The organism is Enterococcus sp. RTP21361st1_A6_RTP21361_211029, from assembly GCF_040910045.1.
Lineage (GTDB): Bacteria > Bacillota > Bacilli > Lactobacillales > Enterococcaceae > Enterococcus_D > Enterococcus_D gallinarum.
In genome coordinates this window covers 26,583-40,225 of sequence record NZ_JBDGBK010000001.1, presented here as the reverse complement: position 1 = coordinate 40,225, position 13,643 = coordinate 26,583, and the positions used below count along the sequence as shown (strand labels likewise).

At 39.3% G+C, this 13,643-nt stretch carries 14 protein-coding genes; 3 read left to right on the top strand and 11 right to left on the bottom strand.

Features of this window, described 5'->3' with window-relative positions:
- Window positions 1-8 precede the first annotated feature (8 nt).
- The 9 genes from rpmF to AB5Z52_RS00145 all read right to left on the bottom strand — a co-directional run bounded on the left by rpmF (window position 9) and on the right by AB5Z52_RS00145 (window position 6,336).
- Complete coding sequence (rpmF, locus tag AB5Z52_RS00185; protein WP_003125700.1) at window positions 9-188, bottom strand: 50S ribosomal protein L32; 180 nt, start codon at window positions 186-188, stop codon at window positions 9-11.
- Between the two features lie 31 nt (window positions 189-219).
- Complete coding sequence (locus AB5Z52_RS00180) at window positions 220-339, bottom strand: putative metal homeostasis protein (protein WP_137264320.1); 120 nt, start codon at window positions 337-339, stop codon at window positions 220-222.
- Between the two features lie 58 nt (window positions 340-397).
- Complete coding sequence (gene rpmG / locus AB5Z52_RS00175; RefSeq protein ID WP_003125699.1) at window positions 398-550, bottom strand: 50S ribosomal protein L33; 153 nt, start codon at window positions 548-550, stop codon at window positions 398-400.
- A 318-nt stretch (window positions 551-868) separates the two neighbouring features.
- Entirely contained in the window at window positions 869-2,848 is a 1,980-nt protein-coding gene (locus AB5Z52_RS00170; RefSeq protein ID WP_137264319.1) for a S9 family peptidase, read from the bottom strand.
- A gap of 78 nt (window positions 2,849-2,926) precedes the next feature.
- Window positions 2,927-3,874, bottom strand: a complete 948-nt coding sequence (locus AB5Z52_RS00165) for a tocopherol cyclase family protein (RefSeq protein ID WP_137264318.1) — start codon at window positions 3,872-3,874, stop codon at window positions 2,927-2,929.
- 122 nt (window positions 3,875-3,996) lie between these two features.
- Window positions 3,997-4,320, bottom strand: a complete 324-nt coding sequence (locus tag AB5Z52_RS00160; protein ID WP_288551424.1) for a hypothetical protein — start codon at window positions 4,318-4,320, stop codon at window positions 3,997-3,999.
- A gap of 29 nt (window positions 4,321-4,349) precedes the next feature.
- Entirely contained in the window at window positions 4,350-4,835 is a 486-nt protein-coding gene (locus tag AB5Z52_RS00155; protein WP_288551423.1) for a hypothetical protein, read from the bottom strand.
- A 4-nt stretch (window positions 4,836-4,839) separates the two neighbouring features.
- Window positions 4,840-5,157 carry a PadR family transcriptional regulator gene (locus tag AB5Z52_RS00150; protein WP_005470611.1) on the bottom strand — a complete coding sequence of 106 codons (318 nt, stop codon included), beginning with the start codon at window positions 5,155-5,157 and terminating at the stop codon, window positions 4,840-4,842.
- Between the two features lie 141 nt (window positions 5,158-5,298).
- A complete protein-coding gene (locus AB5Z52_RS00145) occupies window positions 5,299-6,336 on the bottom strand; it encodes an NADPH dehydrogenase (RefSeq protein ID WP_003125693.1) in 1,038 nt (345 codons plus the stop codon).
- A 354-nt stretch (window positions 6,337-6,690) separates the two neighbouring features.
- Here AB5Z52_RS00145 and AB5Z52_RS00140 point away from each other — a divergent pair, with 354 nt between their 5' ends.
- Window positions 6,691-8,835: a UvrD-helicase domain-containing protein gene (locus AB5Z52_RS00140; protein WP_137264316.1), complete on the top strand. Its 2,145-nt coding sequence runs from the start codon at window positions 6,691-6,693 to the stop codon at window positions 8,833-8,835.
- A 536-nt stretch (window positions 8,836-9,371) separates the two neighbouring features.
- On the opposite strand, the gene AB5Z52_RS00135 is transcribed toward AB5Z52_RS00140, so the two are convergent.
- Window positions 9,372-10,709: a CHAP domain-containing protein gene (locus tag AB5Z52_RS00135; protein ID WP_227760635.1), complete on the bottom strand. Its 1,338-nt coding sequence runs from the start codon at window positions 10,707-10,709 to the stop codon at window positions 9,372-9,374.
- Between the two features lie 136 nt (window positions 10,710-10,845).
- Between AB5Z52_RS00135 and AB5Z52_RS00130 the strand changes: the two genes are divergently transcribed.
- Together AB5Z52_RS00130 and AB5Z52_RS00125 are read left to right on the top strand one after the other, a co-directional pair.
- Window positions 10,846-11,103, top strand: coding sequence for a hypothetical protein (locus AB5Z52_RS00130; protein WP_003125689.1), 258 nt, complete (start codon window positions 10,846-10,848; stop codon window positions 11,101-11,103).
- A 123-nt stretch (window positions 11,104-11,226) separates the two neighbouring features.
- On the top strand, window positions 11,227-12,513 hold the full coding sequence (locus tag AB5Z52_RS00125) for a metallophosphoesterase (RefSeq protein ID WP_042620360.1): 1,287 nt from the start codon (window positions 11,227-11,229) through the stop codon (window positions 12,511-12,513).
- A gap of 282 nt (window positions 12,514-12,795) precedes the next feature.
- On the opposite strand, the gene AB5Z52_RS00120 is transcribed toward AB5Z52_RS00125, so the two are convergent.
- Entirely contained in the window at window positions 12,796-13,635 is an 840-nt protein-coding gene (locus AB5Z52_RS00120) for a MerR family transcriptional regulator (protein WP_003125686.1), read from the bottom strand.
- Window positions 13,636-13,643 lie beyond the last annotated feature (8 nt).

Here is a 13,643-nt window from a genome sequence, read left to right as displayed (position 1 = left end):
ACTTCCTTTCAGTCATTTGCTTTCGTTATGATCGGTTTCTTCAAAAGATATTCCTTTAATGACACATGGTGACTTCGTGTATAATTCCCACTGGTACTGTCAAAATGGATGGCTGGCTTCTTCAATTGTTGATTTCTCCGCCGCCGGTTTTTCTTTGCCTTTGAAGTTTTTCTAGCTGGTACTGCCATTTTTTAATCCTTTCTTGGAAAAATAGTTTCGTTAGCTAATTTTTTTCTTGTTCCGCTTGTATTCATGGATAATTTTTAGCGCACGCTTGCGAGTCTTGATATTTGGATTTTTCAAGCGGCGATAAGCACTTGCCAGATCTGTTTTTTCCAATCATTTTTCCTCCTTTATCGTCCTACTTCTCTCTTTAAGATTCATCTGTATTCTTTACTCACTTCTTTATTTCACGAAAAATTGCTTTTCGCCGTAGTTTTGGTGAATATTTTTTTAATTCCAATCGATAGGGTGTGTTGCGCTGATTTTTGCTAGTCAGATAGAGTCGTTCTCCGGTTTCTACACATTCCAATATAATATTATTTTGCATCCTCAAACTCCTTCCAAAAATCTCTTCAAAAACAAAACGTAACGATTACGTTTTAAACCTTATCATAGAAGAGTAGAAGATTCAAGAAGTTTTTTATATTTTTGTTATTTTATAAATGAAAGATGTTTCATATGAGTCGTTGATCGTTTCTGAAAAAAATTCTATTTAATAAAATACCAGAAATAAAAATAGCTGTTTCTCTCTTTAAAAACTTTGATTTAACAAAAAAATAAGATACCCGCAAGCTGGTATTTTAGAACAACTTCTTAAAAATTGTTCTAGTAATTATCCAATACTTTACTGGTATCTTGTTTTTTATTATTCGTGTGTCTTCATCCATTCCGTGATAGCCGATAAGCGTTCAAGACGTAGATTGGGCAACCCGCTGCGAGAAAGGCCATGACTAGAATGCGGAAAGAGGATCAATTTCGTGTCAATGTCATTCCGTTTTAATGCCGTATAAAATTGTTGCCCTTGTTCTTGCGGACAACGCAGATCATTTTCGCCATGTAAAACAAGCGTTGGTGTGCTGACATGATCTGCATACGCTAATGGTGACATTTCCCAGAGTGTCTTAGACTCATCTAGGTCATGCAGCAACTGATATTTTACGAAAAATGGTCCAATGTCGCTGGTTCCATAGAAACTGATCCAATTGGAGATCGACCGCTGTGTGACGGCAGAGCAGAAACGATCCGTGTGCCCTACGATCCAATTGGTCATAAAGCCCCCATAACTACCGCCAACGACATGAATTTTTTGGGGATCGATCTCTGGATGATGATTAAGCACGTCATCCACACCTAAGAGCAAGTCTTGGTAATCTTTATTGCCATAATCTCCTAGGATCGAGCGAACAAACTCCTGACCATAGCCTTGCCCACCGCGAGGATTCAGCAATATCACTCCGTAACCATTGGCTGCATGAACTTGCATTTCGTGAAAGAAAGTCTCCCCGTAGCAAACTTGCGGTCCACCGTGAATATATAAAATCGCAGGGTGCTCTTGACTAGTCTCGATCGGTGGTAGATACCATCCTTGGATTTGCCAACCATCTGCTCCCTCATACCAAAAACGCTGCGGTTCACTGATCGACAGGTCATTCATCAGAGCTTCATTCGGATCAGCTACTAGTTCTAGCTCGCCACTAGTTAAGTCAAGCACCGCTAGTCGACTTGGGATCGTTAGTGTCGAATAAGTGATTGCTAAGTGGGTTTCATCAATCTTTGCTGCATCAGTGATATCCATTAATTGGTCAAATAGTAATGTCCATTGTCCTTTCGTATCGACACGGTACAATTGCAATTTTCCATGAGTAGTCACTGGTACAATAAACTGTTGTTTGTTGATCCAGGTTACTGAAACACCACGATTTTTTTGTTGAAAATCACCGATGATCGTATTGCCGATGGCAAGGTCTTGTTCATTTGAGAGGTTGACTACTTCCTTTGTTTCAAGGTCCATGAGATAAAGATCTTCCTGGGTAACAAATCCATAGGTTAGGTCATTCCCCAAAAGCAGCAATTGGTTGCCAGATAAAGCAGCAAAAGAATAAGTCCCTTCAGGCAGATCAGATTCAAATGAGTGATGCTGATTCGTTGTCAGATCATACGCATACAGCATACTTCCATAATGCCATTCTCGTTCGGGTTTCGTCTCTGCGGTATAGAGTAGACCTTGCTCTTTTTCCATGATTGCTTCAAGATGGATTTCCAGATCTGTTTCAAAAATAGTTGCTGATTCTTTCGTCGTTAATAAGACTTTCTTTACGCGCGTGATTTTCTCAGATAAAAAGCCCGCACCATCTGCTTGATAGCCTAATTTGGTCGTCATTTTTATTTTAGGAAAATCGTTTTCAGCAGCTTTTTCTTTTGACGTATCGTATTTTTTCTCAGAGTCATCCACTCGTTCTTTTGATTTATCTGCTGAGACTTGATAATAGACCGCTGTAGCATCGTCTGTCCAAAAATAATTGCTGATTCCCTGCTCTGCTACTAAGACAGAAGCTCGTCCACCGTTTAACGGCATAATCATTAGTTGATTTTTTTCTGTTTCTTTCTCTGTCGACAGAAAGCTCAGCCATTTTTCATCGGGAGAAACTTTTAGCTCGGTACTATTTTTTAATTGGTTGCCCCATACCTGCCTTTCTTTTGTCTCTCGATCAACACTGAAAATTTCTGATTGATAGCAGTTCTTTTCTTCGTTAACCGTATTCTCAAGATAAAAGATACGGTTCCCAGCCGCTACTGGCTGTGCCACACTCTTCAACTCAAACAACGACTCTTTTTTTATTTTCATTTACCCGCCTCCAAAATTAGGATAATTCCATTATAGCAAAATCCGCTGACGTGAAGTCAGCGGATTTACTCTTTATTCTTAATAGGTATATCCACGAACGATGCCGGATTCTTCAAAACCGGCAGAGAAACCCGTTTGTCGGAAAATCGTCTGACCATTTTCTATCAACGTCAGCAAAATCTCCGTACTGGCACTTTCCCGAATAATTCGATTCATCACACCATCCGTTGGTGCCATCAAGGAATGGCCCTCTTTTTCTGCAACTTCAATCGTTAGTTCAAGCCCTTTTTGCCTAACAATAATCACTAATCGACCTTGTTTGCGAGTCACAGAATCTAAGCGGGCACCATAATACGTTGCCAAGCGATATTCTTTATCCCCTATTTGTAAGACTGAAATAATCCCTAAAAAAGCCGTTCCTAAAAAAGGAATGTCTGCTGCTGAGAAAAAGAAACGGACATCAGGTGCCTCAAATCGATTGCATTGTACCCATAGATAGGCAGCAGGAAACGAGGTTCCCCAGTCTTTTTCGAGATACCCGATTCCTTCAGAGAAATCAAGTGACTGCTCATTCCATAGCAAAGTTCCCGAGAGGCTATGAGCCATACTTAAAATACCATGGTAGCATTCCATAAATGAAAGGTAGGAAAAAGGCCCCATAATACTTGGGGCATAGCGACTCCGAGATATTGGATGAAAGGCACCGTAGGTCAATGTGCCTTTAACTGATAATTCAGTACTCTCTAATGATAGCGAAATTCCTTGTTCACTAAAGTAATTCTCCCCGATCTTAATTAATAACTGGTCTTCAGCAGCTGAAAATTCCGCTTCACTAAAGGGGAAATAATGGGATCCTTCATGGCTGATCACTTGAATAAATGGCTGTTTTCTTCCATCCGATTCAATCGATAGCCCTGGAATAAATGCATACACCTCATCCCCAATTTGATGTTTGAAATACCATCCTTCAAAAAATGCAGCTTTCTTCGTATTGCCATGAAAAAAAAGATCTGTTGTAATCGCCATACGTTCCCTCCATTCAGCTACAACTAGTGTAGCATGAATGGCACAAAAGATGGGTTATGACGTTTTCACCAATCCAGGATTGTAAGATCTACGATTTTTCTGTTCGTATTCTCGATCACGGCTTACTTATCTTTTGCAGAACGTCTGGTCCAAAGGATATAAACAGCAAAAGCTGCCACAAGCAATGCAATCAACAGCCCTTTAAACCGATTATCATTTGTCAAATTCTCTTTGGAGGCCCATCGTTGAAGGATTCCAAGTATAACGAAAATCGTTAGCATAAAGGCGACGGGATAAAAGTCTTTTTCCTTGCGCAAGAAAATCAAGGCGCAGGCAGCGACTAATAGCACCAACATTAGCACCATATCCATTGGATAAGATAACGTCACCACAAAAAGGTTAGGGGTATATAGATTCAGTAAAACCAAACCACCAATCCAGACCATCGCTATCACCCACAAAACCAAAAATTTCTTTAACTTACTCTGAAAAAACCTTGCTTTAAATAAATCGTTTTTTGCACCCCAAAGAAAAAAAGGATGACCAAAACGACTGAAAAAACAGCAGTTGTCACATAAGAATAAAGATTTAACTGCAAGACACTATCAGAAGAAAAGTCATTAAACAGTTTGACCAGCCATGAGACGCCAACCATAATATAAATCAAATTCAACTGATCGATCAAACGGCTTTTAGGTGTGTTACGCAACAGCTCATCTGCCATTTCTTTAGGATTTTTCCCAAAATATTCTTCTGCTGTTTCACCATGATTTTGGGCTTCAAGTAAATCATTGGCTATCTCATAGACTTGAGCAACCACAGCATATTCATCTTGAAACAGGCTAGAAAAAAATAAGTACTCCCTCAAATCTTCAAAATATTTCTGATTGCTTGCTGACAGTTGTTTTGAAATCTCATTTGTTTTGTCTCGGTAATAAGCTAGTTGTTTTTTCTTATTCATGTTCTCACTCCTCAATAATTCGTTCTACTTTACTCACTAGGTTTTCCCACTGTTGTTTAAAGCTGTTTAGGTACTCTTCTCCAGCTTCTGTCAATGAAAAATATTTCCTGTCTGGTCCATCTGGTGATTTTTTCAGTTCAGCTTTGATCAAACGTTGTTTCTCCAGTTTCTGAAGTAAGGGGTAAATCGTACCGCCAACGATCGTTTCAAAACCATATCCTCTCAATTCTTGTACAAGCTCGTACCCATAAATTTCTTTTTTTGAAATAATCTGCAAGACACATCCATCTAAGACGCCCTTTAACAGTTGCGTTTCTCTCACGACATTCACCTCCACGAATCATCTCCTACTAGTATGTTTTACCTATTAGTTGATTTGAGTATATCAAAAAGCATCTAGTATGTAAAGCATACTAGCTAAAAAAATAAAAACACAGTACGTGTAAACATACTGTGTTTTCGGTTATCTTTTGATTCCTCGCCCATAGGAATCATTATAAGGTTGAAATGAGCGATCGTGGAGCTGGGTAGCGGCATCTGCCAACCAGTGAATATTTCTAATCAACGCTCGTCCTTGTAAAATTAAATCCGCTTGCTTGGTTTGCAGAATGTGTTCACATAAATTAGGGTTATCCAGCATCCCAACGGTAGCCACTGGGATCTTAACAGCTGCTTTCATAGCTGTTGCAAAAGGTGTTTGATACCCTTCATAAACCGGGATCGTTGGCTTTCTATCTAACAAACCGCCCGTAGAGATATCTAAACAATCAATCCCATCTGCTTCAAGCCACTGTCCAATTTGTTGCCATTCTGTGATTGAATTTTGTTTATCCTCTGTTTCATAATCGGTTAACGACAACCGCATCCAAAGTGACCCATCAAAGACAGCTCGAACCGCTTGAACAATTTCTTTGACGAAACGATAGCGGCTTGCTAATGATCCGCCATATTCATCTGTCCGCTGATTCACGATTGGTGAGAGAAATTGATCAATCAAATATCCGTGAGCTCCGTGCAATTCAATCATGTCTACGCCAGCAGCTTGCGCACGTTTGGCTGCTGCCACAAAGGATTCTTGGACACGATTGATTTCAGCAAGCGTCATTTCGTGAGGAACAGCATAGCTTTCGTTAAAGCGAACGGCGCTAGGTGCTATTGGGTAACCTGCATCCGCTGCTTTGCGCCCAGCATGGTTCAACTGAAGCCCCACTTTGCTACCGAAACCATGAAGCAATGCAACGAGTTTTGATAACTCAACTTGTTGCGCTTCATTCCATAAACCAAGATCATTCTTGGTGATTCGTCCATCTGCTTCCACAGCAGTTGACTCAATGATCAGCAAGCCAACTTTACTTAATGCACGAGCACCATAGTGAACAAAGTGAAATGGCGTGGCAATCCCATCCTCTTTTTTCACTTCATACATGCACATTGGTGAAAGGACAACACGATTCTCTAACGATAACCCCGCCAGTTCAACTGGCGATAATAGTAATGACATACTGACATTCCTCCGCTACTCATTAAATTGCATTTTCTGCTTGTTATCAGTATAGTTGTTACACATAGAAATACAAGCAGAAAGAGTTTGTTTTTTTGAACATGAATCAAAGAACAGTAGGCGAATAGACCAAAAGTCAATTTACTTTGCTGAAAACTACAGTCTCCCGTTAGCTAAGTATGGAGTTAGCCTTTATTATTTTTAAAAACAAAAAAGAATTGCTGATTAATAATTCTATCAGCAATTCTTTTCCCTATAGTTATTATACAGGAAAAAACGAGTAAAAAACAGACTAGTATTTTTGCCGCCACCTCGTATAATGAAACATACTCTGGGAAATGGATGTGAAAACAGATGGAAAAGCAACGCATATTAGAGAAACGTCATTTATCTTTTGTTTATCAAAAATTGGTCACTCGAAAAAAAGCCCTACGCTCTTTTCTGGATAAAGGCTACGCAAGCCATTTGCAAGACCTCCAAACAATTGGCACGGATATTCGACTCAATTTTGATAACTTGTCAGACAGTCTGGAAACTTATGCTGCCATTGAGAGCAAAAATCGTGAAATTGACCAAATGAATCTGAGTTTGCAAACAGCCGAAAAAGAACTGGCAGCCGTAGAACGTTTGCTCCAGTCACCCTATTTCGGGAAAATAGTCGTTGACTTTCTTGATGGTGAATCCGCTGAATCCTTTTATATTGGCATCAACGGCTTTGCAGATGAAGATAGTCATAACTTAGTCTATGATTGGCGCTCTCCAATCGCTGAGCTTTTTTATAACAATACGTTAGGGGATTCTTCTTACCAAGTCAATGAACATGAAATTGCTGTATCTATTAAAAATAGACGGCAATTAATTGTCGCTCATGATAAACTGATCCGCTTTTTCGATACTTCTGTCGCGATCCAAGATGATGTCTTATTGACCGCACTAGAAAAGAACGACGGCAAAAAAATGCGCGACATCACAGCATCCATCCAAAGAGAGCAGAATGCAGTCATTCGTGACCAATCAAGTCAAACCTTATTGGTCAATGGAGTAGCCGGTAGTGGAAAAACCTCAGTTATTATGCAACGGGTCGCTTATTTATTGTATCAATACCGTAGTCAGATCACATCTGACAATGTACTGATCCTTTCACCCAATCAAGATTTTATCCACTATATCTCAGATGTCTTGCCTTCATTAGGTGAAAAGAATCCTTTAAATCAGACGATTCGTCAATTTTGCTCGTATTTGCTGCAAGAAGCAAATACAGTTCCTTTAGAAAATGAGGAAGCCTATTTTTTCCGTTTACAAGAACCTACTTCTTTTCAAACAGAAACGCTCCGCAGCAATGAGTTTGTGGCCTTTCTGCAAGAATCAGCCAGCAAGACAGCCCTGATCGAACCTTCGTTTCACTCAATCCTTCGAAAGGGTAAAGTCGTTATAGCCAAAGAAAAGATTCAGTCAATCTATCAATCTACACCACAACTCCCTATGATCGAGCGATTGCAAGCAACCAAGAAACGATTAATAAGTGAGTGGGAGTCACAATTGATCAGAAATGCCAAAAAGAACCACTTGCAAGATCAAGTATTAGCACTTTCTGAACAGCAGCAGCAACGATACTTTGGTCATTTGATCGAAGACGACTCTCCCTCCAGTATTAAAAAGTATACTGAACAATTATTGCGAACGAGGTATCAAGTCGTTGATGAACAATTGAAACAGAATAGCTGGATCGATGAGGATCAATTTTTAGAACACTATTATACGGCGTTCACCCAACAGCCTTATCTGAAACATTCTACTATCACGTTAGATGAAGCAGTAATTCGTTTATTCAACCGACACCTATTTATCGAGAAACTTCCTGTAGCCTCGCTGGCTTTTTTGCTGATCGATGAAATCCAAGATTATACACCCGCTCAGTGTACGCTGTTATTGACACTATTTCCCCGAGCAGCTTTCACCATGGTTGGGGATGAAAATCAAGCAATTTTTAATTCTGCGATTGATTTTAGAGAGATTCAAGAAATCTTTGAGGCTAACAATCGATCAGTCACACGCTATGACTTACGAACTAGCTACCGTTCCAGTGGTGAAATTACTAAATTGTTTGCAAAGCTTGCCAACCATACAACTATGTCGATCATGCCTGTTCGCCCGGCCGGAGAGCCTCCCCGATTTATTCGTTTTGAAAACGAGTTGGAATGGCTGGCAACTATCACACCTTTCATAAAAAAGGGAAGGCAATATACGATACTGACAAAGAGCCATAAGGAGGCTGCTTTTTTGGAAGAATATCTCAAAGGACAGACAAATCAACTCCCCTTTCCTGTTTATTCGATTGACATCGCTAAAGGAAGAGAATTTGATCATGTCATTCTTTATGACGTTTCAAACGAACAATTCTATACAACACAAGACAAGCGAATATTGTATACACTGCTGTCCCGTGGCATGGAAAGTATGCTGGTTACTTATAAAAAAGAACTTAGTGCCTTTTTCTAATCCGAAAACCATTGATTTTCAATAAAGCCCAGAATCAAACTACTGCCAGATCCAGCACTTAACAACTAAGTTTTTTTAGAAAAAAATACCTTTTTGTCTATTTGAGCAAATGCATCTGTCCAGCCTTAGGATAAATGAAGTTTCACTTTATTTACCCTAAGGCTTTTTGACTTGTCCCTTCAACCTCCGACTCTTCTTCGTTGATCCGCATCCCTTTGTGACAATCTTACTTGTCTTCTTCTATGATCTTAAAAACGTAGATGCAAAGATTCCCCATGGGATGAGAACTAGACGGAATAATTTCGTCACAACATTTGTCCAATAATTGAAATTGCAGCGATCGTCAACCCTAGAAGCTCGTGTCAGTTGCTCCAATTCAATTGTTTTATTCAAGCGCGGAAGGCTTTTTTACATAAATTTTCACAACAGTAGAGCATTGAAGCCCAACTGTCAGTTGGAATAGTTGGAGCAGCGTCCGCTATTTGCAGATACAAAAAAACCACTAATGACGAATCATTAGTGGTTAAATCTATTGATTAACGATGAATGTAAGTATAACCAGATGCATTCATTGTTGCTGTGTTTGGTCCTGTAGGTGAAGGGAAGCCCATTCCACCTTGAGAGATCGTAATGGTGTTGCTTGCAGGATCATAAGATTCTACATAGGCTACGTGTCCATACGTACCATCTGCTGTCCACTCTCCGCCAACGGATTGGCCTGCGGCAAAGACAACAACTGCTCCAGCGGCTGGTGTTCCATTCACTGTGTATCCATCAGCTGCTGCTGAGGCACCCCATTGGGCACCATTTCCCCAGTAAGTACCAACCCATGGTGCGCGATTTTTAACATACCATGTACATTGTCCTACTGCATACATGTTACCTGATGATGAGTGGTCTTTACCACTACCACCGGTATTGACTGTAGAATTATTGCTGTTATTTGTATTTGATGAAGAACTGTTTGATGAATTTGAACTATTACTTGATGAACTTGAGCTGCTTGATGATCCAGCAGTTGCTGTTTCAACAACAAAAGTATCTGAAGAACTTTCTGTCTTAGTTGTACTTGTTTGAACATCTTCTGTAACAGCTGCTTTTTCTTGCGCTTCTTTCAATGCTGCTGCCTGTTTTGCTTCTTCTGCTTTTTTAGCAGCCGCTGCTTCTTGTTGAGCTTTCAAGACACGTGCTTTTTCAGCTTCCGCTTCTTGTTTTTTCTTGTTCAACGCATCTTTGTCTTTTTCAGCTGTTGCTTGTTCAGCAGCTAAATTAGCTTTCAACACATTCAAGTCTGCTTGTTTTGTAGCCAATGCATCTTTTTGATTTTGCAGCTCAGCTTGAGTTGCTGCTACTTCTTGAATTTTGCTTTCATTTTCTTTTACTTTTTGTTCAACATCTTCTTTGTCGCGTTTTTGCTGCTCAACTAGATCATTGTTGGCATTTACGATTGTTGTCATGGCTTGTACTCGACCAATAACATCCGTCAAAGAATCTGCTTCTAGAACTGCATCGATAAAGTTTGTGCTTTGACCATTTACTTGCACATCGCGTGCTTGTTTTTTGATGGCTTCTTCACGTTTTGCGATACGTAATTTTAAAGTGGCAATTTTATCTTGTAATTTTTCTGCTTCTTTACCTAGTGCAACTTGTTTAGCTTCTAAGTCACTGACTTTTGCACTCACTGAATCAATTTCTGCTTCTAGAGAATCGATTTGTGATTGAGCATCTGCTTGTTGTCCTTTTAGGGAATCGATTTTTTGATTTTGTTGTTCGATTTGATCATCAATGGAATCTGCTGATACTAATCCTGGTCCTGCAACTGCTGTTAATGTTAGAGAACACACCATTAATGCTGATAACAAACTTTTCTTCACTCGTTTTTCCTCCGACTAGCGCTTTTTGTGTAAATTAGTTGTCTTAATAAAAAATTTACTTAATATAAGAAAATTTAAAGTTCGATTTAACGACAAATGAATTCTAACATAAGCATATGACATACAGATAAAAGAAATGTTACAAAAATGTTTCAAAGACAATTCTCATCAGAAATATTCTTCTATGCTAGCTATAAAGCTTGATAAAACAGCATTTTTAAAATGTTTTTCAAAAAAAGAAATCGATAAAAAAGCGCTTTTTTATTTTTCAGGTAGTCCAAAAACTCCTGAAAAAACCAAAAAATTTGCTTTTTTACAGTGTGAATCCCCTTTTTTCTCTCTTTTGGCCCTCTCTTTATCCGTTTCTTTTTTCATTAAAGAAGATACCGTGTAAGCAAAATACTTGATCCTTTCTAAGTGACAAGCAAGTTTTCTCTTCCTATAATAGGAAGAATACCGCTCGAAAGGAGGAAGCATCATTTCCAAAAGAAAAATAATTATCTGGATCAGTAGCATTTTGGTTTGCGGCTTACTTTTGCTTGCTCTTTGGACGACCAAAAAAGCGAACAGTGTGTTGCAGCAAGATTCAGAAAGCGAATTTTGGCTGCTAAGCGATGTTCATTTCCTGTCGTCAGCACTTCACGATAATAGTATAGCCTTCAACCAGTTTGCTGAAGGTGCCGCTGGTAAAGAAATGCGCTATCAGGCAGAAAGTTTGGAAGCTTTTGTTGCTGAAGCCCTAGAAAAACGACCAACAGGAGTGATCTTGACAGGGGACATGACATTGAATGGAGAGAAAGCAAGTGCAGAATCTCTTGCCGAGTTATTGGCACCATTACAAGAAGCTTCGATCATGGTACTGAGTTTGCCCGGCAATCATGAGATTTACAATGGTTGGGCCAGAATTTTTGATGGGGATAAGGAATTTTATGCCGATCAAATCAGCCCGCAAGATTTCAAAGATATTTTTTCCGAAGGCTACGAGAAAGCTGACAGTGTTGATCGGACCTCATTAAGCTATAGCATCAATCTCAATGATCAGTATCGCTTAGTATTACTTGATTCATGTATTTATGAAGAACAAGTGAATTGGAACCAGCCAACTACGAATGGCCGCTTGAAAGAAAGCACCTTAGAATGGCTGAAGGATCAACTAGAAGCAGCTAAACAACAGCAGCAGACACCGCTTCTCTTCATGCACCATAATCTTCTGGAACATAATTCATTGTTGAAAGAAGGTTATATTTTAGATAACTCGGCGCAATTGCAGCAATTACTAACTGCTTATCAGGTACCAGCGATTTTTTCTGGACACATCCATATCCAAGATATTACAGAAGGACCCTCTGGTATTCAGGAAATTGTCACCGGCTCTTATTCCACACAAGAACTTGGCTATGGGGTCGTAACACTTACTGATAAAACGATCAACTACGAAAAAAAGGTGATTGATTTGGACCAATGGGCTGCTAAGAACAAGCGGAAAGATCCTCACCTTTTGCAGTATAGCAACTATCAAGCAACCATCTTTCAACAAGATACAACTAAAATGGTGCGCCAACAGCTCGCATCTGTTACTGAATTGACAGAAGAACAAATCAACACATTATATACATTTATTGCAAAGATGAATGCAGCGTTATTTACTGGTGACGACGTTTATTCGCAAGAAGAAAAAGAAACGATTCGACATTCTGAAGAATACCAGCTGCTGGCAACATATTCTTATTTTCTAAAACAATATGTTGACTCGCTATTGGAAGATAAGAGTCCAGATAATGCGCTGACACTTCCCATAAAATGAACGATAGCCTTCCTGTCATAAGACGGGAAGGCTATCTAACGATGCAATATTTATTCTTTGAAAGTTGAAGCAGACTATTACTACTATTATTTATTTCTCATTTAAACGATACAATCCCTAACCTCTACTGCATCCTTGTAACTCTGAAGTTACGCCAGTTTTGAATAAATTTCCTAAAAACAAGATAACGTTGGTACAAAAATATTTCTCGTATTCAATCAGTATAACACATTTTGGCAAAAATGTCGTCAACAGACTTCCTCTCTCCATTCTTGTGTAGATTTAGCTTGGTATTCTTTCCTTAACAGGCAACATCACTTCAAAAATCTGCTGTTCTTTTTGATCCGTGGATACATCATCTTGCCACATCAGTTCCCAGATATCTCCATCTATCTGTAAATTAGCTGATTCCAGATAGGCTTTGAATCGTTTTGTAAAATCTTTTAAATGATGGATCTCCCCTCTGACGAATCCCGACACATAATTTCCTGCTGGTCTACAAATAATTGCTTGATCCGAGTAAAGAGGCAGTCGTTCTTTGGGAATCATCACTAATGCACGGTAAGGCGCTTCATGGATCGACTCTTGATCGAATGCAGATCCTTCTACTAAATAACCGATGGGGTAGCCACTAAATAAATCCTTGTAATCTAAATAAGGATAAAAACGTGAAAAAGCCTGAAAGACCGAAGTCTCATCATACTCATTGATTTCTTCAGAAACAGCAAAATATACTTCTGACCGATAACTATAAGTCATATTGGTAAAATCGGCTGTCTGTACTTTTTCAAATCGCGAAATGAACCGATCCAAAACGGCTTTATGTTCCTCTAGTTCCGTTATTTTCTGATCTACTTCTTTACGACGGATGATCAACTCTTTTTGCATCGTCTCAGGATTGCGGTTTCTTAGAAATGTTTGGATTTCCTCTAAGGACATATCCAATGCTCGCAAGACCAAAATCACATCTAATTCCGCACACTGTTCAAATCCGTAATAACGATACCCGTTTTCACCGATCTGTTTAGGTTTGAACAGCCCGATTTGATCATAATAAAGCAGTGTACGACGACTAACACCGCCATAAGCCGCAAGTTCACTGATGGTCAAAAATTTTTTCAAAAAAAATG

Excerpts from the sequence above, each read along its gene's own strand:
- rpmF (WP_003125700.1), bottom strand. The coding sequence starts at position 188 with ATGGCAGTACCAGCTAGAAAAACTTCAAAGGCAAAGAAAAACCGGCGG.
- rpmG (WP_003125699.1), bottom strand. The coding sequence starts at position 550 with ATGCAAAATAATATTATATTGGAATGTGTAGAAACCGGAGAACGACTC.
- AB5Z52_RS00170 (WP_137264319.1), bottom strand. The coding sequence starts at position 2,848 with ATGAAAATAAAAAAAGAGTCGTTGTTTGAGTTGAAGAGTGTGGCACAG.
- AB5Z52_RS00165 (WP_137264318.1), bottom strand. The coding sequence starts at position 3,874 with ATGGCGATTACAACAGATCTTTTTTTTCATGGCAATACGAAGAAAGCT.
- AB5Z52_RS00160 (WP_288551424.1), bottom strand. The coding sequence starts at position 4,320 with ATGGTCTGGATTGGTGGTTTGGTTTTACTGAATCTATATACCCCTAAC.
- AB5Z52_RS00155 (WP_288551423.1), bottom strand. The coding sequence starts at position 4,835 with ATGAATAAGAAAAAACAACTAGCTTATTACCGAGACAAAACAAATGAG.
- AB5Z52_RS00145 (WP_003125693.1), bottom strand. The coding sequence starts at position 6,336 with ATGTCATTACTATTATCGCCAGTTGAACTGGCGGGGTTATCGTTAGAG.
- AB5Z52_RS00140 (WP_137264316.1), top strand. The coding sequence starts at position 6,691 with ATGGAAAAGCAACGCATATTAGAGAAACGTCATTTATCTTTTGTTTAT.
- AB5Z52_RS00130 (WP_003125689.1), top strand. The coding sequence starts at position 10,846 with ATGTTACAAAAATGTTTCAAAGACAATTCTCATCAGAAATATTCTTCT.